The sequence below is a fragment of the Providencia sp. CIM-Carb-044 genome (assembly GCF_033901115.1).
Lineage (GTDB): Bacteria > Pseudomonadota > Gammaproteobacteria > Enterobacterales > Enterobacteriaceae > Providencia > Providencia hangzhouensis.
On record NZ_JAXADV010000006.1, the window covers coordinates 155,193 to 181,790 of the forward strand.

A 26,598-nucleotide genomic window follows, 5' to 3' on the forward strand; every position below is an offset into this window, starting at 1 on the left:
TTATTTGCCTTGTTTTGCCATTTCTTCGACTTCGAGATCGAGTTCTTTTATTTTGGCTTCCATTAAAGCATGGCAATGCTCAGATAACTCCCTCACTTGCTCTCGGCTATAAAGCGATGTATCAATAGGGTCTAGCATTTCAATAATGACAGTACCGTTATTCCAACGGTTTAACTTAATTTTACCTTGTGTACTAGAAACGCAAACAGGCACAATCGGTACCCCTGCTGCAATCGCTGCATGAAATGCCCCCGTTTTAAATGGCAGTAAACCACGACCACGGCTGCGAGTACCTTCAGGAAACATCCACACAGAAATTTTACGTTTTTTAATCTGGTCAGCAACTTGCGTGATTGTGTTATGGGCTTTAGAGCGATTAGCGCGGTCAATTAAAATATTACCCGTTATCCAATATAAAAAGCCAAAAAAAGGTATATAAACCAAGCTTTTTTTACCAACGGTTACCGTTCTTGGTAATACCCCATTTGACATAGTCACCATATCGTAATTGTTTTGGTGATTACCAATATAAATACTCGGGCCATAGCTCTTAGCTTTCTCGGGTACACGATTTATAATGTTAATCCCAAAAACGACTGATAACCGCCCGAACATGTGACCAAATGTCATTACGTGTTTTGGGTTACGAGGGCTAAATAGACAGTAAATCCCGCCCCCTACACACACCGCAATCGTATAAATAATAACAATGATCGCTCTAATAAGCGCTAACATACTAACCCCAAATTGTAAGAAGCTTTTCAGCTCCATGATGAATATTATCTACTTATAAACCTTTTGAAGTTCATACTAAAAAAGGTTTATAAGGTTTGTTCTTTGTTAATTATTCAGACTCTACTGGCTCAATATCAATACGCTCAATATTGTGCATTCCACGCGGTAACGACGTCCCTTTACGACCTCGTTCTGAACGATATTTTTGTAAGTCTTCTGCTTTAAACTTCAGCTTCCGCTTACCGAAATGCAAGGTCATTGATGCCCCCACAGGCAAAATCATCAACCAAGTCAATAAATCATCGCCAGTTGCCGCTTGCGCACCTGCAATATTGATAATTTTATTCCCTTTACCTTTTGAAAGTTGGGGTAAATCCGCCACAGGGAATATTAACATACGCCCTGCCTTGGTAATTGCCAACAGCAAATCTTCCTGTTCATTATGCAGTTCAATTGGTGCCAATACTTTTGCATTTTCAGGCAAAGAAATTAAGGCCTTACCAGTTTTATTTTTAGTGACTAAGTCATTGAAGGTACAAATAAAACCGTAACCTGCATCAGAAGCCATTAAATATTTCTGCTCATCAGGCGCCATCAATACATGTTCAATGGATGCACCTGGAGGCAGAGTTAACTTACCCGTTAGAGGCTCACCTTGACTACGCGCTGAAGGCAATTCAAGCGGATCCACAGAATAACTGCGCCCTGTTGTGTCAAGGAATACCGCCGCCTGATTTGACTTACCTCGCGCAGCCCCTTTAAAACCATCTCCCGCTTTATAATTTAGGTTAGTCGGCTCGATATCATGCCCTTTAGCACTTCGCACCCACCCCATATCAGAAAGCACAACGGTAATCGGTTCTGACGGTAAAATTTCATGTTCGCTCATTGCTTTCGCTTCTTCACGCTCATGCAATGGGGAGCGACGGTCATCACCGTAATCTTTGGCGTCAGCTTGAATCTCTTTTTTAATCAGCGTATTTAAACGTCTTTCAGACCCAAGAATCGCTTGTAAATCATCGCGCTCTTTGGCTAATTCATCTTGCTCGCCACGAATTTTCATTTCTTCGAGCTTGGCTAAATGGCGTAATTTTAACTCTAAAATAGCTTCAGCTTGGGTATCACTGATATTAAAACGTGACATTAAAACCGCTTTGGGTTCATCTTCTGTACGAATAATTTCAATGACTTCATCAATATTCAGATAAGCAATCAATAAACCATCTAAAATATGTAAGCGTCTTAATACTTTTTCTAACCTGTGATTTAAGCGATTACGTACAGTTTGTCGACGGTAAGCGATCCACTCATTTAAGATCTCAACAAGCCCTTTTACCGCAGGTCGGTTATCTAAACCAATCATATTAAGGTTAACGCGGTAGCTACGCTCTAAATCCGTTGTCGCAAATAAGTGCGTCATAACCTGTTCAAGGTCAACACGATTACTACGTGGAACTATCACCAAACGTGTTGGGTTTTCATGGTTAGATTCATCGCGTAAATCTTCAACCATCGGCAATTTTTTCGCGCGCATTTGGCTGGCGATTTGTTCTAAAACTTTCGCCCCAGAAACTTGATGAGGGAGAGCCGTGATAACAGCATTACCATCTTCTTTTTCCCACACCGCACGCATGCGTACAGAGCCGCGCCCATTTTGATAAATCTTACGAATATCATCACGGGAAGAAATAATTTCTGCTTCCGTAGGGAAATCAGGTCCCGGCACAAATGCCATGATGTCATCAAGATTTAGCGTAGGTTTATCCAGTAAAGCAACCAAAGCTTGAGCCACTTCTCGGGCGTTATGTGGTGGAATATCTGTCGCCATCCCAACCGCAATACCCGTTGTACCGTTTAACAAAATATTTGGCAAACGTGCAGGCAACATTTTGGGCTCGTTTAGCGTACCATCAAAGTTTGGTACCCAATCGACGGTGCCATGGCCAAGTTCACTGAGTAAAATTTCAGCGTATTTGGATAGTCGTGATTCGGTATAACGCATTGCTGCGAATGATTTAGGGTCATCCGGTGCCCCCCAGTTTCCTTGACCATCCACCAGCGGATAACGGTAAGAAAACGGCTGCGCCATCAAGACCATCGCTTCATAACAAGCGATATCACCGTGTGGGTGATATTTACCGAGAACATCACCCACAGTTCTGGCGGATTTTTTATATTTTGCAGTGTTGCTTAAGCCAAGTTCTGACATTGCATACACAATACGGCGCTGAACAGGTTTAAGCCCATCGCCAATAAACGGTAATGCCCTATCCATGATGACGTACATCGAATAGTTCAGATAGGCATTTTCAGTGAAAGCATGAAGCGGTAAGCGCTCTACGCCATCATGAGTAATTTCACTCATTCAATTCGTTCCTTTCTCATCGCAATTCGGATATTAGACATCAATTTCAGCCATATCGCCTTTTTCTTGCAGCCAATTACGGCGATCTTCAGAGCGTTTTTTCGCAAGAAGCATATCCATGACCGCAAGTGTTTCTTGGTAGTTTTCATCATCGATAATTAGCTGTACAAGACGACGAGTATTTGGATCTAATGTCGTTTCACGTAATTGCAGTGGGTTCATTTCCCCCAGCCCTTTAAATCGCTGAACATTGGGTTTACCTCGCTTGCGGCTAAGGCGTTCAAGTACAGCATTTTTTTCGCTTTCATCAAGGGCGTAAAACGTTTCTTTGCCTAAATCGATACGATATAACGGCGGCATTGCCATATAGACATGCCCTGCTTTTACTAATGTTGGGAAATGACGGACAAATAACGCACATAGCAATGTAGCAATGTGCAAGCCGTCGGAGTCCGCATCCGCAAGGATGCAAATTTTCCCATAGCGTAATTGGCTAAGGTCTTCGCTATCAGGGTCTATTCCAATGGCAACAGAGATATCATGTACCTCTTGGGAAGCTAAAACCTCATCAGAAGACACTTCCCATGTATTGAGAATTTTACCGCGTAGCGGCATGATAGCTTGGTATTCGCGGTCACGCGCTTGTTTTGCAGAGCCCCCTGCGGAGTCCCCTTCTACAAGGAACAATTCCGTCATACTCAGGTCTTGCGAGCTACAATCAGCTAATTTACCCGGTAAAGCAGGGCCACTGGTGAGTTTTTTACGCACCACTTTTTTCGCTGCACGCATTCGACGCTGCGCGCTAGAAATTGCCATTTCTGCAAGCTGTTCAGCCACTTGCACGTTTTGGTTAAGCCATAAACTGAAGGCATCTTTTACCACGCCCGAAACAAACGCAGCGCATTGACGAGAAGACAGACGCTCTTTGGTTTGCCCCGCAAATTGTGGATCTTGCATTTTAACGGAAAGCACATAAGTACAGCGCTCCCAAATATCATCAGCTGAGAGCTTAACACCACGAGGCAATATATTGCGGAATTCGCAAAATTCACGCATCGCATCGAGCAACCCTTGGCGTAAACCATTAACATGGGTTCCACCTAGTGCTGTTGGGATAAGGTTAACGTAGCTTTCCGTCAGTAATTCACCACCTTCAGGCAACCAGAGCAACGCCCATTGTGCGGCTTCTGTTTCCCCTGAAAATTCACCTGTAAATGGCTTTGGGGGTAACGCTTCAAGGCCGTCAATTGACTCCATTAGGTAATCGGTCAACCCGTCACTGTAGCACCAACTTTGCTCTGTATCGTTGAGCTTATCCTTAAACGTGATTTTCACGCCAGGGCATAAAACAGCTTTGGCTTTTAAATTATGAGTTAAACGAGTTACTGAAAATTTTGGACTATCAAAATAGCTGCCATCTGGCCAAAAATGCACTCTAGTCCCTGTGTTGCGTTTTCCACAAGTCCCTATTACATGTAAATCTTCAACCTTATCGCCGTTTTCAAAGGCAATTTGATACACTTGGCTATCACGACGAACAGTAACTTCAATACGTTTTGATAACGCATTGACGACAGAAATCCCGACACCATGCAAACCACCTGAGAATTGGTAGTTTTTATTGGAGAATTTCCCCCCCGCATGTAATTGCCCCAGGATCAGCTCAACCGCTGACACTTTCATTTCTGGGTGAATATCGACAGGCATACCGCGCCCATCATCAATTACTTCAAGGGATTGATCGGCATGTAAAATAACCTCAATATGGCTCGCGTGCCCCGCAAGCGCTTCATCGACGCTATTATCAATTACTTCTTGAGCCAAATGGTTCGGTCGACTGGTATCGGTATACATCCCCGGACGACGGCGAACAGGCTCTAAACCACTGAGGACTTCAATGGCCTCTGCGTTATAACTAGATTGAGTCATGTTGTCATTCTGCGGTAATAGGTGATTAATTGAACTATTCAATCAGTGAGTTACTGTTGATAATAACAGTGTTCATACGTTTTGACACTATTTCTCTGCCAATTGTAGGAAATCAACAATTTGAGAAAAGTAAGCGTCAAAACCAATAAAGGCATGATTACCGTCAGGTTCCACAGTTTGTTTGCACTTTGAAAGATAGGCAACAGCCTCTCGATAATCAAGTACTTCATCGCCCATTTGTTGTAACAACCAGATAAGCTGAGGGGATGTTAATCTTTCAATGTATAAGGATTTTAGCTCATTAATGTGCTTTTCTTCCAACACATATTGTTCATGAGTATATGGGTTTGTATTGTCGCCTAAGTAATCTTGCAGTAAATCAAAAGGACGTACCGCAGGGTTTACGACGACAGCAGGAAGCTGATAACGCTCTGAAAACCAAATTGAAAAATAACCGCCGAGCGAAGAGCCGACTAACCCCATTTTCTCATGCTGATGCTGTTGGACAATATCATCCAACATAGCTTGAGCTTGCTGAGGGTAATTCGGTAACTGCGGTACAATCATATTAACTTGTGGATAATTCACCTCAATCCATTGCTTTAAGTTATTGGCTTTAGCTGATTGAGGGGAACTATTAAAACCATGAATATAAAGTAGAGTTGACATAAGCGAATTAATAACCGTCTGAGTCAAGGTCAGGGCTAAATTCCCTTGTATCTAAGCGATGAACGCGGGTTGTAATATGCCTTTGCCCTTGTTCATTAATACTTAATTCTAAATATCGCCAGCCTGGCGCGACGGTATCAAGCGCAAAATTAGTACAGTGAGGCTTAAATTGCACACAGGTAGAAGGCGTTGCCAACAACCGAATACCGTGCCAGTTTTCATCCATTTCTTGGTGAATATGGCCACATAGCATCGCTTTAACATTTGAGTAGCTTTTTAAATAATCAGCTAAAATATGTGAATTTCTCAAACTGTGCTGATCAAGCCAAGTACAACCCGAGGCTAGAGGATGGTGATGCAGCATAATCAATGTAGTACGTTCAGGTTCAGCATCTAAGCTGGCTTTCATCCACTCTAACTGTTGCTCAGAAAGCTCGCCATGAGGTACATCTTGAAGTTGGCTATCAAGCATCAAGATTTGCCACTCATCACCAATTAAAACTTGTTTAGCGCTTGAAATCCCAGCAATTCTGAGTGTTTTGACCATAGCCGGTGGATAGTCATGATTACCAGGAAGCCATACGCAAGGAGCAGGAATACGCGCAATACCATCCGCAAAATGCTGATAAGCTTGTGGTGATTGGTCTTGAACTAAATCCCCTGTCGCCACAATTAAGTCGATTGGGAGATTTTCCTCTGAGATAGCATCAAGTACCGCCTGATAGCTACGGTAAGTATTTACCCCTAAAAGCGTATTTTCTGTATTAGCAAAAAGATGCGTATCAGTAACCTGTAAAATTCTCACAACTTTAGAGTTCTTTGCAGTCACTTCAAGCTGGCTGTCCAAAAGTATTCCTTTTCTTAAATATTATTTAGTACCTAATCTATTCATTACAACTATATAAAAGCTCAACATACTTACAACTATCTTAAAGCTTTACTTTCTAACTTTCTGATAATCAGCACACACTTCATCAGATTAATCGTTATTTAACACAGTTTCATCCACTTTTCATGAAGTTTTTGATAGTGAAGTTGTAACCATTGAATCGCTATCACTGTTGCTGCATTATCAATTGTGCCGTCTTCAACCCATTGAAAAGCTTGCTCTCGACTAACCACATGTACGCAAATATCTTCATTTTCTGACGCTAGCCCATGAACACCTTTCGCTTGGCTGCTATCAACTTCACCGATAAATACATGCATACGTTCAGTCGTACCGCCAGGGCTAGAAAGATAACTTACCGCTTTTTCAGTGCGACCAATAATAAGCCCAGCTTCCTCAACGGCCTCACGACGAATAACCTCTTCCGGTGATTCGTTTTGCTCTATCATTCCAGCTACTGCTTCAAGTAACCAGGGTGTTTCACTAGTCTCAATCGCTGGCAACCGAATTTGTTCAATTAAAACAACACTATCTGCTTTCGGGTCATAGGGTAAAACCACGCCGGCATGACCGCGTTCAAAAACTTCACGGCGAATTTCTTTACTCCATCCCCCCGCGAAAAGGCGATGACGAAATTGATATTCAACCATTTGAAAAAAACCGTTAAATAATTTACGCTTGGATATAATTTCAACATCATTTTTGCCGTATTTAATTGGCTGCTCTATTTGTTTTGTCATTTCATTCTCCAAACCCAATTATTCCATCTTAAGGAAATAATTGTGGATTAAAACAGTTTTTAAGGTTTTTTAACCTTAGATGAGGTAATGTTTAATAAATTGAGACAAAATGGCACAAAAGGCTACCGTTAATAGAAGTGATACTCTGTTACAATAAGCGCCATTATTCAAATCAAAGAGCAACGTAGTGTCTGTTTTTAATAACTGTCTCTAAAACGGATAATTTAATATCTATCGCCTAGTTAGGCATGGTACGTTTTAGGCAACAGACTCAACTTAATTTGCTGTTTAATCAAGGAATCAAAATGAAGAAACTGCTTCCCCTTTTAATTTCGATGAGTTTTGTGGGTCTCAGTACCAATAGCTATGCAGAAGATTTACTACAGGTTTACCAAAAATCCAAAGAAAGTAACCCTGAATTAAGAAAATCATTAGCTGAACGTAATCAAGCTTTTGAAAAAATTAATGAATCTCGCAGCCCATTATTGCCACAATTAGGTTTAGGTGCAGGGGCTAGCTACGGCAGTGGTTACCGTGACGCAAGAAATACTGAAAGCACAGGTTTAAATGCTTCACTGAAACTCACTCAAGTTGTGTTTGATATGTCGAAATGGCGTCAATTGACTATCCAAGAAAAAACCGCGGGTATTTCTGATGTCACATACCAAACAAGTCAACAGCAATTAATTTTAGATACTGCAACTGCGTATTTTAATGTGTTAAAAGCGATTGACGCGTTATCTTATATTGAAGCAAATAAAGAAGCCGTTTATCGCCAATTAGACCAAGTTACACAACGCTTTAACGTTGGCCTTGTTGCCATTACCGACGTGCAAAACGCCCGTGCAAACTATGATAGCGTTATTGCACAAGAAGTCGCTGGCCGCAATGATTTAGAAAATGCGATTGAAAAACTGCGTCAAGTCAGTGGCGTGTACTACAGCCAACTTGCTTCTTTAAATATCGACCGCTTTAAAACCAATGAGTTGGGCGATATCAACGCTATCCTAAAAGAAGCAGAAGAGCGTAACCTCAGCCTATTAAGCGCACGTTTAGCACAAGATGTTTCTCGTGAAAATATTCGCTTAGCAGAAACAGGCCACATGCCAACAGTTAACTTAGATGCATCAACATCAGTCACAAATAGTTACCAACACGGCAGCGGTTATAATACTCCATATGGTGGTGGTGCGACCAACAGCTATAATGGTCAAAATAGCATTGGCTTAAATTTAAGCATTCCACTGTATACTGGTGGCGCAGTCAGTTCTCAGGTTGAACAAGCACAATATGGTTTCCAAGGTGCTAGTGAACAACTAGAAAGCGTTTACCGTAATGTGATTCAGTTAGTTCGCTCATCATTTAATAACGTATCATCGTCAATCAGTAGCATTAATGCCTACAAACAAGTCGTTGTTTCCGCACAAAGCTCATTAGATGCGATGGAAGCCGGCTATCAAGTAGGAACTCGTACCATTGTTGACGTGTTGACAGCAACAACTGCGCTATACCAAGCGAAACAAAACCTGTCTAATGCACGTTATGACTACATGATTAACCAACTGAATATCGAATTTGCTCGTGGCACACTGAACGAAGACGATATTGCCCGCCTAAATGCGAATTTAGGTAAAGAGATTTCAACCTCTGCAAGTAGTATTATTCGTAATACCAACGCGCCAAAAATGAATTAAAATTCTTAGTTTATTTGAAAATGATATAATGGCCCGCTTATATAGCGGGTTATTTTTTGAAGGAAGCCAAGTAAATCGTTTAGAATTGCTAATTTGCACTAATTGAACCGCTTACAACCCCTTTTTATTAGCCTCTGGCACAAATTCAGTTAATTCTCACTCTTATTACTGCGCGCTAGAGCAAAAAACAGCCAATAGTTAACACATTGATATAAAATAAAAATATTATTTTTCCCTTTAACTAATACCATGCTAAATAGGAAAAAATAGCAAAAAGTTATCAAAATGATAAATTCAGCTCATTTCTCCTATATTTCTGCTTTAATTTTCAGCGTTTATCCCCTATCCTAGAGCTAACATCTAAAAACATCTTACTTAATTAAATTCAGGGTAATTACCATGACCATGAAGCGTACCAAAGATATTAATCAGAGCGCCTTCCGTAAGTCTTGGCGTTCATACCGTTTAGCGCCTGTGGCTGTTGCGGTCAATGCCGTATTTATGCTTTCCGCTTGTGAAGAAAGTGATGAAACCGTCTCATTGTACACAAACGCACAAGACTGTAGCCAAGCGAACCCATCACAAGCAGAACAGTGCACTATCGCCTACAATAATGCGCTACAAGAAGCCGCTAAAACTGCACCTAAATATGAAACTCAAGCTGACTGTATTGCTGAGTTTGGTGAAGCTATGTGTACTCAAGCTCCGGCTCAAGCAGGTATTGCAGGCACTAGCTCAACAAATGGTGAACAAACGGCTCAAGCACAAAGCAGCGGCGGTAGCATGTGGATGCCATTAATGATGGGTTATATGATGGGCCGTATGATGGGCGGTAGCGCTGCATCACAACCATTATTCAGCTCAAAAAACCCAGCTAGCCCTGCCAATGGTAAGTTTGTTGACGCTTCAGGTAAAAGCTATGGCCCTGCTGTTGCAGGTGGCCGTTCCATGAGCGTACCAAAAACAGCCATGGCACCTAAACCACCAACAACTTCAACAGTTACCCGTGGCGGTTTTGGTGACACCGTAAATAAACAAGCGATGGCACAGCGTTCATCTTCTTCTGCAAAATCAACCTCTTCTTCCCGTTCGATGGGTGGTTGATAAGTAATGAAACGAGTTCCTATAGTAGAGCGCCCAAACTGGCGCGAAAAAGCTTCTGAGTTTGGCTTTGAATTTCATACTATGTATGGTGAGCCCTACTGGTCAGAAGATGCGTATTACCAATTTACTATGGCACAAATTGAAGAAATCGAAGATGCAACCGAACAGTTGCATCAAATGTGCCTAAAAGTGGTTGAACGTGTTGTTGAAAACGATGAGTTAATGGCACGTTTTCAGATCCCTAAGCATTGTTGGGAATTTGTTCGCAGCTCATGGAAAAGCGAACAACCTTCGTTATATTCTAGGCTTGACCTCGCTTACGATGGTATTAACCCACCTAAGCTATTGGAAAACAATGCGGATACTCCAACCTCACTATACGAGTCTGCATTTTTCCAATGGATCTGGCTAGAAGATCAAATTGAAGCAGGAAAACTCCCTGAAAATGCCGATCAGTTTAATAGCATTCAAGAGCAATTGATCGAGCGCTTTACGCAATTAAAAGATCAGTATGGTTTTCGTTTGTTGCATATGTCTTGTTGCCGTGATACTGAAGAAGATCGCGGTACCGTTCAATATCTACAAGACTGTGCAAATGAAGCGGGTATTGCCACTGAATTCTTATATATCGATGAAATTGGCCTAGGTGAAAAAGGTGAGTTTTCGGATACCCAAGATCAGGTGATTAGCAACCTGTTCAAGTTATATCCATGGGAATTTATGCTAAGAGAAATTTTCTCGACTAAATTGCAAGACGCTGGCGTACGCTGGTTAGAACCTGCATGGAAGAGCATCATTTCTAACAAAGCCTTATTGCCTATGTTATGGGAAATGTTCCCAGATCACCCAAATTTACTGCCTGCCTATTTTGCGGATGGCAAAACCCAGCCAGAACTCGAAAAATACGTTATTAAGCCATTATTTTCTCGTGAAGGAGCTAATATCCGTATTATCGAAAATGGTAAGGAAATTGCAGCCGCAGACGGCCCATACGGCGAAGAAGGTATGATTATTCAACAGTTCCATCCACTTCCACAATTTGAAGGTAACTACACCTTAGTCGGAAGCTGGTTGGTGAATGATCAACCTGCGGGGATCTGTATTCGTGAAGATAAGGAACTGATCACTCAAGACTTATCACGCTTTTATCCACATACGATCATCGACTAATCGTATTTAGCGTTAAAAGGAAAGCCCAAACATAGCAATATGATTTGGGCTTTTTGTTAGTCAATTATATTGCAGAAAACTTACCCTACCTGAATAGACAACATACTTAACGATGCCGACACAATTCCTTCAATCGGTGTACTGATCTCTTCTTGACCATCCCAAGTTCCTAAAATAGGTAAAATAGGCAAGTAATGTTCTGGTGATGGGTTAGATAATTTACCATCCTCCCGTTCTAATCCTTTAGTCAGTGGGTGAGGCGTTTCATGACTTTGCAGATTGTCATATACAAATTTTTCAAAAGATATTGCCCACGGGTACGGCTCAGCATGAGAGTTCTGCCAATTCATCGCCCGTAAATTGTGGACAACATTGCCACTGCCCATAATCAGCACGCCTTTCTCCCTTAAAACACTCAATTTTTTACCGAGTTCATAGTGCCAAGTGGCGGGCTTGCTACCATCGATACTCAGTTGGATCACGGGGATATCCGCTTCTGGATACATACGCAGCAAAATTTCCCATGTACCGTGGTCTAATCCCCACTCTTGTTCATCAAGGTAAATTGGCTCAGGGGCGAGTAATGAAACAACTTGCTGAGCTAATTCAGGAGAACCAGAAGCTGGATATTCGATTTGATACAAGGCTTCGGGGAACCCGCCAAAATCATGAATCGTTTTTGGTTTTAACATCGAAGTCACAGCAGTACCGCGCGTATACCAATGGGCTGAAATCACCAAAATTGCGCGTGGCCGAGGTAAGGCTTTACCGAGATTTTCCCACGCTTGAGTGTAAGGGTTATCCTCAATCGCATTCATAGGGCTACCATGACCAATAAAAATGGCAGGGATCTTATTTTTTACCATCGAAGTATTTAATGACATGATGATTTCAACTCCAACTCAATTAGTTTCTCCCTACAGCATACGCTTTCCAGCAAAAAACACAGTGGGCTAATTATGAGTATGATCATCAAAAAAATTGAAAAGGCCACGAGGTGTGCAACTCAGTGGCCTTTATAACATTCTATATGCTTAACAGACTATTTATTACCTAAATAACTAAAACCATTACATTAGATAATATTCAAGATATGACGAGAAAAAAGATTAGCTCGCTTTCTTTTCCTGCAACTGACGATACTGAACTAAGTCTTCAATCGTCACCACAGTCAAACCATGTTGCTGACCAAACGCAGCCACTTCTGGGGTACGAGCCATAGAACCATCATCATTGGTTAACTCACACAGCACACCGGCTGGCTTGAAACCTGCCAATATTGCTAAGTCGATAGACGCTTCAGTATGGCCACGACGCGTTAATACCCCGCCTTCACGGCCACGCAGAGGGAAAACATGTCCTGGGTGGTTAAGGTCTGAAGGAACGGCGTTATCTGCAATTGCGGCACGAATAGTGGTGATACGGTCTGCGGCAGAAACACCTGTCGTCACACCTTGTGCGGCTTCAATGGTCACAGTAAAGCCTGTTTGATTTTGGCTCGTATTGTTATCTACCATCATAGGTAGTTCGAGTTGCTTGCGGCGCTCTTCGGTAATACAAAGGCACACGATCCCACTGCTATAACGAATGGTAAATGCCATTTGCTCGACGGTCATAGTTTCTGCTGCAAAAACTAAATCGCCTTCGTTCTCACGCTCTTCATCATCAAGAACAAGAACACCTTTACCTTGGCGTAATGCCTCGATAGCATTTTCAACACGTTCGATAGGATTGCCAAATACAGAAAGTAGCGAATGATCCATGGTAAAAAACCTCTTAAATAGTTATTAACTAGTTACCAGAATCAAGGCAGTCTTAGGAATACGAGAAATGGTGAATATATAAATAGCCAATAAAAGGCATTTACCTATTCAGGTATGCAGAACACTATTGTGCGTAATCGCACAAACATGCATATACTGTTAATTCTCTCCCATCCGGACTATAACCGTCGGCCCCAGATTCACACTGGGTCTGCTGACCTTTACCATAAAAATGATAAAGCGCTCGCGGGCTTCATGCGTGATGCATGTTTACCGCCGGTGGGGACTTTCACCCCGCCCTGAGATATACGCAATTAATATAACGCCAATAATTCAAGTTCGCAACGATGATAATCAAAATTGGCGAATGACTCACACTTTTAGCCAAAAAAACATGAATAAAAACTTAGAGTTATCAAGGTTAATTTCACTACCGGCTCTAAACCTCTCTCTAAATAATTCAAGCTAGCGCAAGGCAGCAAGAGGTATTAAACTAGTCCCAACAATTCACAACAATATTTTGATAAACTTAAGGACCCGCGAAATGCTCGATCCGAAAAAAATTGAACAAGTTGCCCGCCAAATTCAAGGCGCTTTACCACAAGGCGTACGCGATTTAGGTGAAGATTTTGATAAAAAACTGCGTTCACTGTTACAATCACAACTCGGCAAATTAGACTTAGTCAGTCGTGAAGAATTTGATATTCAAACTCAAGTCTTATTACGCACCCGTGAAAAATTAGCGAAGATGGAACAACGCGTCAGCGCACTCGAAGCCCATTTAAATGTAGAAGAAAAAACGGCTGAGTAATTAAATTGAAAAAGTGACACCGATTAAGGCGTCACTTTTATTATTTGATATTCAATTCACGCTCAAGCAGCTGAACAATATACTGATTTTTAGAAACATTATGCTCAGTTGTTACCGCATTTAAATAAGCCTCTAAGCGGCTTGGGTAACGTAGCGTAAATGACTTTACCGTTTCTTGTTCTTTGAACGGGTTAATCCCCTCTTCTTGGCAGCCTTCGATGTATTCTGCTAAAGAAATTCGCGCTTCTTTTTTTAACCCTTCAATGCTATCAGAAACAAAATCACAGTAACCACTTACATCTAAAAACTTACCACGAAACGCTTTAATTTCAGCTTCATAGATAACAGATGCAGGATGGCCGTCTATCGTCATCACATTACTGCTTTTAATCATATTCCCCCCCTATCGTCTATTCCATGACGTCATATTGTGATATCAAAATCTAAAGCAAAAAAAAATATGACGTCAACATTTGACGCCACATTGATTTTAGATAAATAAAAACCTCACGGCGTTTTTACATATCCACGTGAGGTTATTAACTCGCTAATTAATAATGATAAATTAACTGGTTTTCATGATATTTTTGATGATATTGGTTGTAGAAATACCATCTTCAAAGTTAAGTACTTTAACTTCGCCTCCCGCGGCCCATACCTCCGCACTGCCCGCGATCTCTTCAGGGCGGTAATCCCCCCCTTTAACTAAGATATCAGGCAAAACTTCTGCGATTAGACGCTGTGGAGTGTCCTCTTCAAAAGCCACGACCCAATCTACTGCCCCTAAAGCCCCTAGAACGGTCATACGCTGTTCTAATGGGTTAACTGGACGTGTTTCACCTTTTAAGCGGCGTGTCGAAGCATCGCTATTTACAGCCACAATTAGGCGGTCACCCAATTTACGCGCGTTAGCTAAATAAGACACATGCCCAGCATGGAGAATATCAAAACAGCCATTAGTCATCACCACACGTTCACCGCGCAGTCTTGCATTCTCAACCGCTTGTTTTAATTCACTTTCAGTCATAACACCAAAACCAGTGTCAGCACGGCCACGAATAGCGTTTTCTAATTCAATAGGCGAAACTGTTGAAGTCCCTAATTTGCCCACCACCACACCTGCCGCGGCATTAGCTAATGCGCAGGCTTCATGTAATGGGCGGCCAGATGCAATAGAGGCAGCGAGAACACCAATAACCGTATCCCCTGCCCCCGTCACGTCAAACACTTCTTGTGCTTGAGTCGGTAAATGCAATGGGGCTTCATCATGGCGAATTAAGCTCATACCTTGTTCTGAGCGCGTAATTAGCAGCGCTTTAAGCTCCAATGACTGAAGCAGCTTCATGCCTTTTTCTTCAACGTCTTGGTTGTTTTTACATGGCCCAACAATCGCTTCAAACTCAGACATATTTGGCGTCAATAAAGTTGCCCCACGGTAACGTTCGAAATTGTTTCCTTTCGGGTCAATCAAGACTGGAACATTGGCCTTGTTGGCGAGCGCTATCATCTTCTCAACATGAGTTAACGCCCCTTTTGCATAGTCAGACAGTACTAGTGCGCCAATGTGTGGCAGTGCTTGTTCTATGCGCTCCAGTACAGGGGCAACATCCACGTTTTCAAAACCTTCTTCAAAATCGAGGCGAATAAGTTGCTGATTACGTGAAAGTACGCGTAATTTAGTAATGGTTGGATGGGTGGGGATAGCCACAAAATCACAACGAACCTGCACGGCATTTAAATTTTTAGTGAGTGCTTTTGCCGCGTCATCAATTCCAGTTAACCCCACAAGGCGTGAATTTGCACCCAATGACGCAATATTCATCGCGACGTTAGCCGCACCACCGGGACGCTCTTCGACCATTGTGACTTTAACAACCGGGACAGGGGCTTCTGGCGAGATACGGTTTGCGGGACCATGCCAATAACGGTCTAACATAACATCACCAACCACCAGCACACCGGCTTGTTTATAATCCGGAAGAGTTACTTTCATCCTGCACTCCAGTCTTAAAAAGGAAATCTGATAATAATTAGCAACAATACTAGCATATTGCGCTGTTTAGCTAAATAAAATGCGTTTGTTCTTTATTCTTCAAGCCATTTTTGCCAACTCGCTAAAACTTGTTCACGTTGCTGAGAAAATTGGCTTATCTCTACACGGCTTGGTAGTGATTGTAATGCTAAGTGATGGAGCTCATTACGCATTGTGACATACGCTAGAGTTAAAGCATTCGCTTCATCTTCTGGCATAAAACCATACTGCGCCATCAACTCGAAAATACGTACATTATCAGACCAACGTGTTAGCGCATTATTTTCTGCGGCAAAACGCAAAACTAAGTATTGTGCGATAAATTCAACATCAGTGATCCCACCAGGATCCGCTTTTAAGTCGAATTCATTAACTTGATGACTTCCTAGGTGATGATGCATTTTTAACCGCATATCACGCACTTGCTGTTGCAAAGTTTGAGGGTCTCTTGGCATACACAAAGTTTCGTGGCGAGTCTGTATAAATTGCCGTTGTAAATCCTCATCACCAAACACCATTCGAGCTCGAATTAGCGCTTGATGTTCCCATGTCCAAGCATCATTTTTTTGGTAATCATCAAATGATTGTATGGTACTGACCAACATTCCTGATTCACCAGAAGGCCTGAGTCGCGCATCAACTTCATACAACACACCAGAAGGGGTTCGAGTACTAAACAAATGGATAATACGCTGAGCAACACGCAAGTAAAATTGGCGAGCGTCAATGGAACGTTCACCATTGGTGACCACATCTAAAGGGCAATCGAAGAGAAAAACAAGGTCTAAGTCAGAGCCATAGCCCAGTTCCCAGCCGCCTAGCTTTCCATAACCTAATACCGCAAACCCATATTGTTTTTTGTCACTTTGCTCTAGATGCGCTGGCTCACCATAGCGTTTTACCATTTTTTGCCACGCTTGGTGCACCACCGCATCAATAATTGCTTCCGCAAGGTAAGTCAGATGATCACTGACTTTCATTACCGGCAAAACACCTGAAATATCTTCAGCAGCGATACGCAATAATTGAGCTTGTTTGAATTGACGTAATGCTTCAAGTTGTTGTTCTTCGTCATCTTCTGGAACGCGCATTAAATATTGGCGCAGCTCATCACGATATGCCGTTAGCGGTAAGGGTTGGTATAACGATTGAGGGTCGAGTAACTCATCAAGTAACAATGGGTGGCGAGCTAATTGTTCCGCTATCATAGGTGAAGCCGCACATAAACGAATAACGTGCGTCAAAACCTCATCAAATTCAAGCATTAACTCTAGGTAAGTAGTGCGGCTAACAATGCTCAGTAACAGTGGTGTGATGCGCTCAATGACTTGTCCTGCATCATCACGCTCACCGACTTTAGCCAATAATTTAGGCATTAATTCATCAAGAACATCTCGCCCTCGAGGACCAATGGTGCGTTTATTGAGATCATGACGGAACATCACTATACCGTGAATGATACGTTGTGCAATCTCTTCACTTTTAGACGGCAAATAGCTGGCTAATTCTTCTTTTGATAATTCACTTTGCCATAATGTGATATAAATTTCATCGAATACATCAATGTTCTCAGAGTCATCTTCCTGTCCTATTTGCTCGGTGAATATTTGATGCACCGCAACCATTTTTTGACTCAAAACCTGATAAAATGCAGGCCAATCAGCAAAGCCCATCCCCCACGCTAAACGCGCTTGATTTAAAGCCTCTTCGGGGAGTGTTTGTGTCTGTTGGTCATCAATACATTGCAGTAAATTTTCGACTCTACGCAAGAAAAGGTAGCCATCTTGCAGAATATTAACCTGATCTTCGGTTAACAATGCGAGTTCACGGATCCCTTGTAACGTTGAAAATAAAGATTGCGACTGTAAAACAGGTTCTCGTCCCCCTCGAATGAGTTGGAAAACCTGTGAAACAAATTCAACTTCGCGGATCCCTCCAGCACCTAATTTGATGTTATTGACCAAACCACGACGCCGAACCTCTCGCTCAATCATATTTTTCATATTGCGTAAGGATTGGATCACGCTAAAGTCGATATAGCGACGATAAACGAAAGGACGCAAAAGCTTTCGCAAACACTCCTCATAATGGAGGCTATCAGCGCCCATAATACGGGCTTTAACCATCGCGTAGCGTTCCCAGTCTCGCCCTTGTTCTTGGTAATAATCCTCAAGCGCAGAAAAGCTAAAAACCAGCGGGCCGCTATCTCCAAATGGCCGTAAACGCATATCGACCCGATAAACAAAGCCATATTCCGTCACTTGATCGAGTACGCGGATCAATTTTTGCCCTAAACGCGTAAAAAATTGCGCATTATCTAACTCTTTTCGGCCACCTTGGGTAACCCCATTTTCTGGATAAGCAAAAATCAGGTCAATATCAGAAGAAAAATTGAGCTCTCGGCCCCCCAACTTCCCCATCCCTAAAACCAACAGCGGCTGCGGTTTTCCTTCTGCATTACAAGGTGTTCCCCATGACTGACGATATTCTTGATACAACCAGTCTCGCGCTGCAACAACCAAAGTTTCCGCCAATATACTGAGCTGATAAATCGTTTCTTTTTGCGTGCTTATTTCTAGCACTTGCATCCATGCACAGCGCACTAACATATGATGACGAAATGAGCGCAACACTCGCATCAAGTGGTCTTCGTTGCTAACAGATGACAAATCTTGAGCTAACCATGATGCATAACTTTTCCATTCATCGGCTTGTGGTGGTCGAGAGCGAATTTCAAGTAAAAACCGCGGATGTGCTAATACTTGCTTTAACACAAAATCACTAAATGCAAGCACTTGAATTTCTTGTTCATTTAACGGTAATAATTCATTCGTTTGTTCCGCTAACTGGCTTAAAACGCGTTCACCTTGGCTTTGTAATAACTCAGGAAAAGCATGCATATTATCAATACCTTAATGGGCTTCTTGATAGGTTAAAGCACTTAACCACTGGATAAAGGCTAATTTACACTTTAACCACTGGCTGCTATAGCAAAAATCCTCAGCACTAATTGCTTCATCGGCAATATCTGAACGTAATTGTTCCAGTGGAGTGTCATGAATAAAGTGAGGTACAGAATTTTGGTAATGCACTAAAAATGCCTGAACAAAACGTAAAAACTCACTGAAGCCTTGGCGTGCATTGCTGCCATTTGCTAACCAGTAGTCTTCATGCTGCTGGCAAAGTAATTGCATATGCGTTAATGATTTTTCGAGGGGGTACTCTTCATAGTCAAACACCGAATTTGGAGGAGTTAATGGCGCTTTTGTCGGCGATAACAATGAATAACCACGTGCAGCTTTGCTAAGTGATGACAAATGTAAGCCGTCGATATCTGCAAATTTCTTCGCTAAATTGAGTACATCAGCAATAAAGCCTTTTTTTAGTTCTAGTTCAAACTCTTGAATAGGCAAATCCTTTGCGCCAGAGGAAATTTCACCTTGGTCAAAAACCACTTCTATTTCGCTATCTTCAAAAGTCACTAACCATTTTTCACGGGTAAAATTGGTGCTAAAGAGGATATTTAATTCAGACTGAAGCTGTAAAACATCAGTGCCTTCAGGCCAAATTTCAGCCGGTAATGCGGCTAAATCAAGCTCAGGTGAATCAATGTCAACATTATATTCAGGCCGTTGGTGTAAGCCGCCTATCGCCTGCCCAGCCGTTTTCATTGTCATTTCATAACGACCATCACAACCGCGGATACGTAAGCCCATATCCCACTGACGTAACTGCTTATTTGCCGTATCAAAGTAGATATTGGTTAACTTCGTCGGCTCACTGTATTGGTGAGACAATGTCGATAGACACTGTCGTACAGCCTCTATTGCGGAACTCTTAGCGGCAAGTTTGAGTTCAACCTCTACGTGGCTCATACATATCCTTATTTAATTATTTCACTTCACTCATATTACCCCAATCAAGCTAAGCTGAGAAAAGAAACTGTATGATAAACAAAAATTCTACCTGTCATATTTCTTTCAGTGAGTTATATTGAAAACAAAGTAAAAATAAGGGTAATTTAGACAGTTAGGATAGTTCTCATTCTCCTTTAGACTGTAGAGACATCTGCGTTTAGGATTTGCACCCTCGCGTTTTACTCATTAGTATTCAATTAATATAAAACTCATTCACCATCAAAAGACTGTAAATACCATGCGAAAAATTCCATTATTATTAATTTCAATCATGGGGCTAGGCCTTTCCTTAAATTCACATGCAGCAGAAAAACGTTATGTGTCAGATGATTTATCCACATACGTTCATAGTGGACCTGGCACAAAATATCGTATTGTAGGTACGCTCAATGCCGGGGAAGCGGTTGAACTGCTTTCCACAGATAACAAATTTGCACAAGTTCGCGATGAAAAAGGTAGAACGGTCTGGTTACCTGTTGACCAACTCAGCAATACTCCAAGCATGAAAACCCGCATTCCAGAACTTGAAGCTGAGAATCAAAAGCTACGTCAACAACTCGACAATATCGACAGTACGTGGAATACACGAACTGCAGATATGCAGCAAAAAGTGGCTGATAATGACAATATCGTCAGCCAGCTAAAAGCCGAAAATGAAAAATTAAAAAATGAGTTGATCAAATCCGGTAAAAAGCTAGAGATTGCAGAGGTCAACTTAGATGATCGCCGTCGCGAATTAATCTTACAATGGTTTATGTATGGCGGTGGTGTTGCCGGTGTTGGCTTAATTTTAGGTTTGATTTTACCGCACATTATTCCGCGTCGTAAAAAACGTAATGATGGTTGGATGTAATTGAGGCCATTCAAATGAAAGTCTATCTCGTGGGTGGCGCAGTGCGTGATCAACTTCTTGGACTACCTATTTCAGATAGAGACTACGTGGTGGTTGGTACAACCCCCGAGGCAATGCTATCGCAAGGTTTTCAACAAGTCGGAAAAGATTTTCCTGTTTTCTTGCACCCAAAAACCCATGAAGAATACGCTTTAGCCCGAACAGAACGTAAAATTGGTGCGGGCTATACTGGTTTTAGCTGCTATAGCGCACCTGATGTGACCATTGAAGATGATTTGCTACGTCGCGATCTGACAATTAACGCGATAGCACAAAGTGAATCAGGTGAAATTGTTGACCCATACCAAGGAGTGAAAGACCTCAAGAGCCGTGTTTTACGGCATGTTTCTGATGCATTTTCTGAAGACCCTTTACGGGTCTTGCGGGTTGCTCGTTTTGCTGCTCGCTACTTTGAGCATGGTTTTACTATCGCACCAGAAACATTAACCTTGATGCAAACAATGGCCGCTACAGGGGAATTATCTTACCTCACCGCTGAGCGCGTTTGGACGGAAACAGAAAAAGCGCTGAAATCAAATTCTCCACAGGTGTATTTTGATGTTTTACGCCAATGTGGTGCATTAGCTGTACTTTTTCCTGAAGTTGATGCGTTATTTGGTGTTCCTGCCCCTGAAAAATGGCACCCTGAAATTGATACGGGTATCCACACTCTAATGGTAATGAAAGTGATTGCCGAGCTATCTAATAATGTGGATATTCGCTTTGCTGCCTTATGCCATGATTTAGGTAAAGCGCTGACACCGCCTGATATTTGGCCGAGTCATCCAAACCACGGTGAGGCAGGTATTCCATTAATAGAAACTCTCTGCGCGAGATTAAAAGTACCCACTACGGCTCGTGACTTAGCCCGTCTAGCGGCACGCTATCATGATAAAATTCATGTTATCAATAAATTACCTGCTAATGAGCTAATTGCGATTTTTGATGGGCTTGATAGCTGGCGTAAACCAGAACGTATTGAACAACTGAGTTTAATCAGTGAAGCGGATGCAAGAGGCCGGTTAGGGCTCGAACAGCAAACGTACCCACAAGGGATATATTTCAAGCAGGCTTTTACTATCGCACAAGCGGTTGATGTCAAACCTATCGTTGAACAGGGATTTAAAGGCCCTGAAATTCGCCAAGAACTTACAAAACAACGCATTGAAGCGGTAACAGATTGGCAGCAGCAACAAATCATCTAACGACCATAAAACTGGCGGCTAAACACCGCCAGTCATCATTTAAGCGGTTTTCATGCCTCTTTCTATAATAACCCCAACCTGCTTGGCTCGCGCCACGGCTCCCGGCTTAGCCACCTTAATACGAACCCATGGGCTAGCAAACTGTGTCATCAATAACTGTGCAACTTCTTCAGCAACACGTTCTACTAACCCAAACTTGTTATTCCCTACATGAGCTAGGATAGCCTGACTAACTTTGGCATAATCTAGGCAATATTCTACATTATCGCTCATAGACGCGCGTTTGTTATCCCATCCCATTTCGATATCGAGCACGAGTTTCTGTTCAATATCTTGTTCCCAGTCATATACACCAATCGTGGTGATGACTGATAATTGCTCAATAAATACGATATCCATCACGTCATTTTCTCATTTATGTACTGAATTGATACCACTTCAGCAAAAATATGCGTATTATCCAAGACTGAAGTGAATTTATGGCCTTAACCGTTTTTGGAGTTAGCTATGAGTGCAACCGCGCTTGGCATGATAATCTTCGCCTATCTTTGTGGCTCAGTTTCGAGTGCGATACTGATCTGCCGTTTGGCGAGACTACCCGACCCCCGTCAACACGGCTCTGGTAACCCTGGTGCAACTAACGTATTACGTGTAGGCGGTAAAGCAGCCGCTGCCGGAGTACTCATTTGTGACGTATTAAAAGGGATGATACCAGTTTGGCTTGCTTATTATTTAAATGTGCAGCCATTCTATCTTGGCTTTGTTGCAATTGCAGCCTGTCTTGGGCATATATATCCCATTTTCTTTCGTTTCAAAGGCGGAAAAGGGGTAGCAACCGCATTTGGTTCAATTGCTGCTATTGGTTGGGATCTTTCTGGTTTAGTCGCAGGGACATGGTTACTTACGGTATTGCTTAGTGGTTACTCATCACTCGGCGCGATTGTCAGCGCCTTACTTGCCCCCTTCTATGTTTGGTGGTTTAAACCTGAATTTACCTTCCCTGTCGCCATGCTGTCTTGTTTAGTGTTAGTTCGCCATCACGGTAATATACAACGCCTTTGGCGCGGTCAAGAAAGCCGTATTTGGCAAAAACTAAAAAACAAAAAGCAAAAAACCAATAAAGAAATAGCCCAAGAAACCAAAGAACAAGAACTAGATGACTAATCGTTAATATGATTTTTCCTAAGAAGAGCTGATTTCAGCTCTTTTTTTATGCTATTTGCCTTGTTTAAAATTTCCAAAAACTCCCCCAACAACAACCGTTCGATATCTCTCCTTAAAACTGTACTGATAGCAATTTGTGCTACGTTACATTTTTGCCATAACCAGCGCACACTTTTAAAAAAAAGTTAAATAATTGCAAATTTATTACTAAGGAATATTTAAAAGCTGTCGACTATATAAAAGGAAAATTAAACAATAATAATGGTATTTATAATGAGCAGAACCCCTTATATCACTCAAAACGAATATGTATTAGATGAAAATATCACCTTGATGACAACCAGCGATTTGCAAGGAAATATTGTCCACGCTAATGATTTCTTTGTACAGGTTAGTGGTTATGAATTAGATGAGTTATTAACACGTCCACACAATATTATCCGCCATCCGGATATGCCCAAGGAAGCTTTTGCCGACATGTGGGCAACACTTAAAAAAGGAGAACCTTGGACTGGCATTGTGAAAAATCGTCGCAAAAATGGCGACCATTACTGGGTTCGAGCCAATATCATTCCAATGGAACGAAAAGGGGCTATTACAGGCTATATGTCTATTCGGACACGCGCAACACGTGAAGAAATTGCTACGGTAGAACCCATTTATGACGCAATGAATGAAAATAAAAGCCAACGAAAAATTTTTAAGGGAATTGTGCTTTCTAAAAAAATGCCATTTCACTTTTCAACATATTCAACGCGTTCGCGTATCCGGCTAATCATGAGTTTGTTATTTATTCTTTGGCTCATCATGGCAAGCTTCATTCCCCAGCCAATCGCACCGCTTATGATGATGAGTGCCTGTACATTTATCACGTTACTGATCGGTAATGTGGTATTTGAAAAAATGCTAGCAGCGCCATTGGAAGACATCACCAAACAAGCACTTGGTATTGCACGAGGAAATCGACATAGCGTTAACCATATGCAGCGCACAGATGAAATTGGCTTAATATTACGTTCTATTGGGCAACTGGGGTTAATCTGCCGCTGGTTAATCAAAGATGTCTCCGAACAAGTTGATAACGTTCGCAAAGGCAGTGAATCTTTGGTTTCTGACTGTCATGAATTAGAAACACATACTCAGAGAACCGTCGGATACATGCAACAAACCGTTGCGACAATGAACCAAATGTCCGTTTCTGTAAAAATGAATGCCGATAATACTATTCAAGTTGATCAACTTTCCAATACCACCAGCGAAACCGCAGTCAGTGGGGGCGCAATGATGGAAGCTGTTGTTGATACCATGAATGAAATTGTCAGTAGTACCAGCAAAATCAATTCCATCACTGATGTGATTAAAGACATCGCATTTCAAACTAATATACTCGCGTTAAATGCGGCGGTAGAAGCCGCGCGTGCAGGTGAACAAGGGAAAGGCTTTGCTGTGGTTGCCAATGAGGTCCGTAGCCTTGCAAGCCGCAGTGCAAGCGCAGTGAATGATATTCGCGAATTAATTAATGATTGTGAAAAGAAAGTCAATTCAGGAAAAAATCAAGTCCATACGGCAGGAGATACCATGAAGGAAATTGTTGACCAAATACAAAACGTCACTCAATTGATCACCCACATTAGCCAAGCGACCTCTGAACAAGCGGCTGGTATCGCCGACATTACCCAAGCAGTCAGTGAGCTCGAAACCATCACACAACAAAGTACATTACTGGTAGAGCAAAGCACAGAGACATCAACGATGGTAAAAGCACGCTCAAGCCGACTTGAAGATGCGGTTGTTGTTTTACATTAATATCTAATTGAATAGCAAAAGGGCTGTCATCCAGCCCTTTTTACAAAAAATATGAATTCATTAACAATGATTATTTTTCTAAGGGTGGTAATTCAGCCAAAGGCCAGCGCGGGCGAACTGTTACACCAAGCCCTGCCGTTGTTCCACCTTTAAGACGAATAAGCCCCGCTAACGCAATCATCGCACCGTTATCTGTACAAAACTCAGGGCGCGCATAAAAAACTTCACCACCGCGCTGTTTGAGAACGTCTTCCATTTTAGCTCTGAGAGCACGATTAGCACTAACGCCGCCGGCCATCACCAAGCGTTTAAAACCAGTTTGCTCCAATGCACGTTTGCATTTAATCGCAAGCGTATCTACCACCGCATCTTCAAAGGCTCTCGCAATATCTGCACGGGTTTGGTCGTCATCCGCATTTTCACGAATAGTATTGGCTGCAAAGGTTTTTAACCCTGAGAAGCTGAAATCCAGCCCTGGTCTGTCGGTCATTGGACGAGGAAAAACAAAACGACCTGCTGTGCCTTGCTCTGCCATTCGAGATAACACAGGGCCTCCAGGGTAGTCTAAGCCTAATAATTTAGCTGTCTTATCAAACGCTTCACCTGCCGCGTCATCGATGGACTCGCCAAGTAGCTCATACTCACCAATTCCCGTCACACTGATAAGCTGGGTATGCCCACCTGAAACCAGTAACGCAACAAAAGGGAATTCAGGGCTTTTCTCTTCTAACATCGGTGCCAATAAATGGCCTTCCATATGGTGAACGGCCACGGCAGGAACATTCCATGCAAAAGCTAATGAACGCCCAACAGTTGCACCAACCATTAAAGCCCCCACCAAACCAGGGCCCGCAGTGTAAGCTACAGCGTCGATGTCTTCACTGGTTAAATTGGCTTCTTTCAACGCTGCTTGAATTAACGGCACTGTTTTACGAATATGATCACGTGAAGCCAATTCAGGCACGACACCACCATAGTCTGCATGAACTTTAATTTGGCTGTATAATTGATTGGCTAATAAGCCACACTCATCATCATAGATTGCGATACCAGTTTCATCGCAAGAGGTTTCGATACCTAAAACACGCATTGCACTACCCTTGTTTATTGCATAACCGCAAGTCTATCACTATTTTCGTTCAATCGCGTAATTAATGTTGTCAAAAGGCTGACTTTCCTGACTGTATAGTCTATAATCAGTCCCCTGTAATAAAAAATTTCGTGTGGCTAATTCTCATTATTATCTGGTTTTGTTTGCTTTTTCATCAAATGAACTGCAAATCAGGTAATCTTGTGTGATTCAATTTTATACGGCACTTTACAAACCCGTACTCATTGAAGTAAAATTCCGCACCATTTTAAATGAAGGCTGGTGAATCAGTACCAGCAACAAACCGATTTCTATTGAGGTGAGAGGCACATGCCGGTAATTAAAGTACGTGAAAACGAGCCATTCGACGTTGCACTGCGTCGTTTCAAACGTTCCTGTGAAAAAGCAGGTGTTTTAGCTGAAGTTCGTCGTCGTGAATTCTATGAAAAACCAACGACTGAACGTAAACGCGCTAAAGCATCAGCTGTAAAGCGTCACGCTAAGAAACTGGCTCGCGAAAACGCACGCCGTACTCGTCTGTACTAATTGTTTGCGGTGAAAGCCGCATTCATTGCAGACGATAGCTAATACAAAACTTTAGTTTCTCTCGTAGTCACTCAGTT

Annotated in this window: 23 protein-coding genes and 1 riboswitch; of the genes, 9 read left to right on the plus strand and 14 right to left on the minus strand. The window is 42.2% G+C overall.

What is annotated here, in order from left to right; genetic code table 11:
- The 6 genes from SJ312_RS13710 to nudF form a co-directional block, all read right to left on the minus strand.
- Window positions 1-735, minus strand: coding sequence for a 1-acylglycerol-3-phosphate O-acyltransferase (locus tag SJ312_RS13710; RefSeq protein WP_036958188.1), 735 nt, complete (start codon window positions 733-735; stop codon window positions 1-3).
- A 109-nt stretch (window positions 736-844) separates the two neighbouring features.
- Complete coding sequence (gene parC / locus SJ312_RS13715; protein WP_096864070.1) at window positions 845-3,100, minus strand: DNA topoisomerase IV subunit A; 2,256 nt, start codon at window positions 3,098-3,100, stop codon at window positions 845-847.
- A 33-nt stretch (window positions 3,101-3,133) separates the two neighbouring features.
- Window positions 3,134-5,029: a DNA topoisomerase IV subunit B gene (gene parE / locus SJ312_RS13720; protein ID WP_319868025.1), complete on the minus strand. Its 1,896-nt coding sequence runs from the start codon at window positions 5,027-5,029 to the stop codon at window positions 3,134-3,136.
- An 87-nt stretch (window positions 5,030-5,116) separates the two neighbouring features.
- Complete coding sequence (gene yqiA / locus SJ312_RS13725) at window positions 5,117-5,698, minus strand: esterase YqiA (protein ID WP_096864098.1); 582 nt, start codon at window positions 5,696-5,698, stop codon at window positions 5,117-5,119.
- A gap of 7 nt (window positions 5,699-5,705) precedes the next feature.
- Entirely contained in the window at window positions 5,706-6,545 is an 840-nt protein-coding gene (gene cpdA, locus SJ312_RS13730) for a 3',5'-cyclic-AMP phosphodiesterase (RefSeq protein WP_004257710.1), read from the minus strand.
- Window positions 6,546-6,688: 143 nt separating this feature from the next.
- Window positions 6,689-7,327, minus strand: coding sequence for an ADP-ribose diphosphatase (gene nudF / locus SJ312_RS13735; RefSeq protein WP_004257715.1), 639 nt, complete (start codon window positions 7,325-7,327; stop codon window positions 6,689-6,691).
- Between the two features lie 305 nt (window positions 7,328-7,632).
- Here nudF and tolC point away from each other — a divergent pair, with 305 nt between their 5' ends.
- From tolC to SJ312_RS13750, 3 genes are all read left to right on the plus strand, one after another.
- Window positions 7,633-9,021: an outer membrane channel protein TolC gene (gene tolC / locus SJ312_RS13740; protein ID WP_036958003.1), complete on the plus strand. Its 1,389-nt coding sequence runs from the start codon at window positions 7,633-7,635 to the stop codon at window positions 9,019-9,021.
- A 399-nt stretch (window positions 9,022-9,420) separates the two neighbouring features.
- Entirely contained in the window at window positions 9,421-10,125 is a 705-nt protein-coding gene (locus tag SJ312_RS13745) for a DUF1190 family protein (protein ID WP_319868027.1), read from the plus strand.
- 6 nt (window positions 10,126-10,131) lie between these two features.
- Window positions 10,132-11,295: a glutathionylspermidine synthase family protein gene (locus SJ312_RS13750; protein ID WP_153674093.1), complete on the plus strand. Its 1,164-nt coding sequence runs from the start codon at window positions 10,132-10,134 to the stop codon at window positions 11,293-11,295.
- An 80-nt stretch (window positions 11,296-11,375) separates the two neighbouring features.
- Here the strand turns inward: SJ312_RS13750 and ygiD are convergent, their stop codons facing one another.
- Both ygiD and ribB read right to left on the minus strand, forming a co-directional pair.
- Entirely contained in the window at window positions 11,376-12,179 is an 804-nt protein-coding gene (ygiD, locus tag SJ312_RS13755; protein WP_405029955.1) for a 4,5-DOPA dioxygenase extradiol, read from the minus strand.
- A gap of 225 nt (window positions 12,180-12,404) precedes the next feature.
- A complete protein-coding gene (ribB, locus tag SJ312_RS13760) occupies window positions 12,405-13,058 on the minus strand; it encodes a 3,4-dihydroxy-2-butanone-4-phosphate synthase (RefSeq protein ID WP_153674092.1) in 654 nt (217 codons plus the stop codon).
- Window positions 13,059-13,216: 158 nt separating this feature from the next.
- Window positions 13,217-13,369: riboswitch (FMN riboswitch) on the minus strand.
- A gap of 233 nt (window positions 13,370-13,602) precedes the next feature.
- On the opposite strand from ribB, the gene ubiK reads away from it, so the two are divergent.
- On the plus strand, window positions 13,603-13,869 hold the full coding sequence (gene ubiK, locus SJ312_RS13765; protein WP_004257742.1) for a ubiquinone biosynthesis accessory factor UbiK: 267 nt from the start codon (window positions 13,603-13,605) through the stop codon (window positions 13,867-13,869).
- Between the two features lie 40 nt (window positions 13,870-13,909).
- Here the strand turns inward: ubiK and SJ312_RS13770 are convergent, their stop codons facing one another.
- From SJ312_RS13770 to SJ312_RS13785, 4 genes are all read right to left on the minus strand, one after another.
- Window positions 13,910-14,263: a type II toxin-antitoxin system HicB family antitoxin gene (locus SJ312_RS13770; protein WP_004257748.1), complete on the minus strand. Its 354-nt coding sequence runs from the start codon at window positions 14,261-14,263 to the stop codon at window positions 13,910-13,912.
- Between the two features lie 171 nt (window positions 14,264-14,434).
- Window positions 14,435-15,862 (minus strand): bifunctional D-glycero-beta-D-manno-heptose-7-phosphate kinase/D-glycero-beta-D-manno-heptose 1-phosphate adenylyltransferase HldE, encoded by a 1,428-nt coding sequence (gene hldE, locus SJ312_RS13775; RefSeq protein WP_110591262.1) that lies wholly within the window; start codon window positions 15,860-15,862, stop codon window positions 14,435-14,437.
- Window positions 15,863-15,954: 92 nt separating this feature from the next.
- Window positions 15,955-18,801 (minus strand): bifunctional [glutamate--ammonia ligase]-adenylyl-L-tyrosine phosphorylase/[glutamate--ammonia-ligase] adenylyltransferase, encoded by a 2,847-nt coding sequence (gene glnE, locus SJ312_RS13780; RefSeq protein ID WP_165879928.1) that lies wholly within the window; start codon window positions 18,799-18,801, stop codon window positions 15,955-15,957.
- 12 nt (window positions 18,802-18,813) lie between these two features.
- Window positions 18,814-19,776, minus strand: a complete 963-nt coding sequence (locus SJ312_RS13785) for an inorganic triphosphatase (protein ID WP_319868029.1) — start codon at window positions 19,774-19,776, stop codon at window positions 18,814-18,816.
- Between the two features lie 280 nt (window positions 19,777-20,056).
- Here SJ312_RS13785 and SJ312_RS13790 point away from each other — a divergent pair, with 280 nt between their 5' ends.
- The gene (locus SJ312_RS13790; protein ID WP_036958005.1) at window positions 20,057-20,671 is read left to right on the plus strand and encodes a TIGR04211 family SH3 domain-containing protein; all 615 of its coding nucleotides are present in this window, start codon (window positions 20,057-20,059) and stop codon (window positions 20,669-20,671) included.
- A 14-nt stretch (window positions 20,672-20,685) separates the two neighbouring features.
- Window positions 20,686-21,915, plus strand: coding sequence for a multifunctional CCA addition/repair protein (locus tag SJ312_RS13795; RefSeq protein WP_094961093.1), 1,230 nt, complete (start codon window positions 20,686-20,688; stop codon window positions 21,913-21,915).
- Between the two features lie 39 nt (window positions 21,916-21,954).
- Here SJ312_RS13795 and folB read toward each other — a convergent pair whose 3' ends face one another.
- Window positions 21,955-22,314, minus strand: a complete 360-nt coding sequence (folB, locus tag SJ312_RS13800) for a bifunctional dihydroneopterin aldolase/7,8-dihydroneopterin epimerase (protein ID WP_004257772.1) — start codon at window positions 22,312-22,314, stop codon at window positions 21,955-21,957.
- Between the two features lie 108 nt (window positions 22,315-22,422).
- Here folB and plsY point away from each other — a divergent pair, with 108 nt between their 5' ends.
- Window positions 22,423-23,079 (plus strand): glycerol-3-phosphate 1-O-acyltransferase PlsY, encoded by a 657-nt coding sequence (gene plsY / locus SJ312_RS13805; protein WP_004257775.1) that lies wholly within the window; start codon window positions 22,423-22,425, stop codon window positions 23,077-23,079.
- A gap of 273 nt (window positions 23,080-23,352) precedes the next feature.
- Entirely contained in the window at window positions 23,353-24,885 is a 1,533-nt protein-coding gene (locus SJ312_RS13810; protein WP_319868030.1) for a methyl-accepting chemotaxis protein, read from the plus strand.
- Between the two features lie 70 nt (window positions 24,886-24,955).
- Here the strand turns inward: SJ312_RS13810 and tsaD are convergent, their stop codons facing one another.
- Window positions 24,956-25,975 (minus strand): tRNA (adenosine(37)-N6)-threonylcarbamoyltransferase complex transferase subunit TsaD, encoded by a 1,020-nt coding sequence (gene tsaD, locus SJ312_RS13815; protein ID WP_196732484.1) that lies wholly within the window; start codon window positions 25,973-25,975, stop codon window positions 24,956-24,958.
- A gap of 330 nt (window positions 25,976-26,305) precedes the next feature.
- Here tsaD and rpsU point away from each other — a divergent pair, with 330 nt between their 5' ends.
- A complete protein-coding gene (gene rpsU / locus SJ312_RS13820; protein WP_001144069.1) occupies window positions 26,306-26,521 on the plus strand; it encodes a 30S ribosomal protein S21 in 216 nt (71 codons plus the stop codon).
- Window positions 26,522-26,598: the final 77 nt, after the last annotated feature.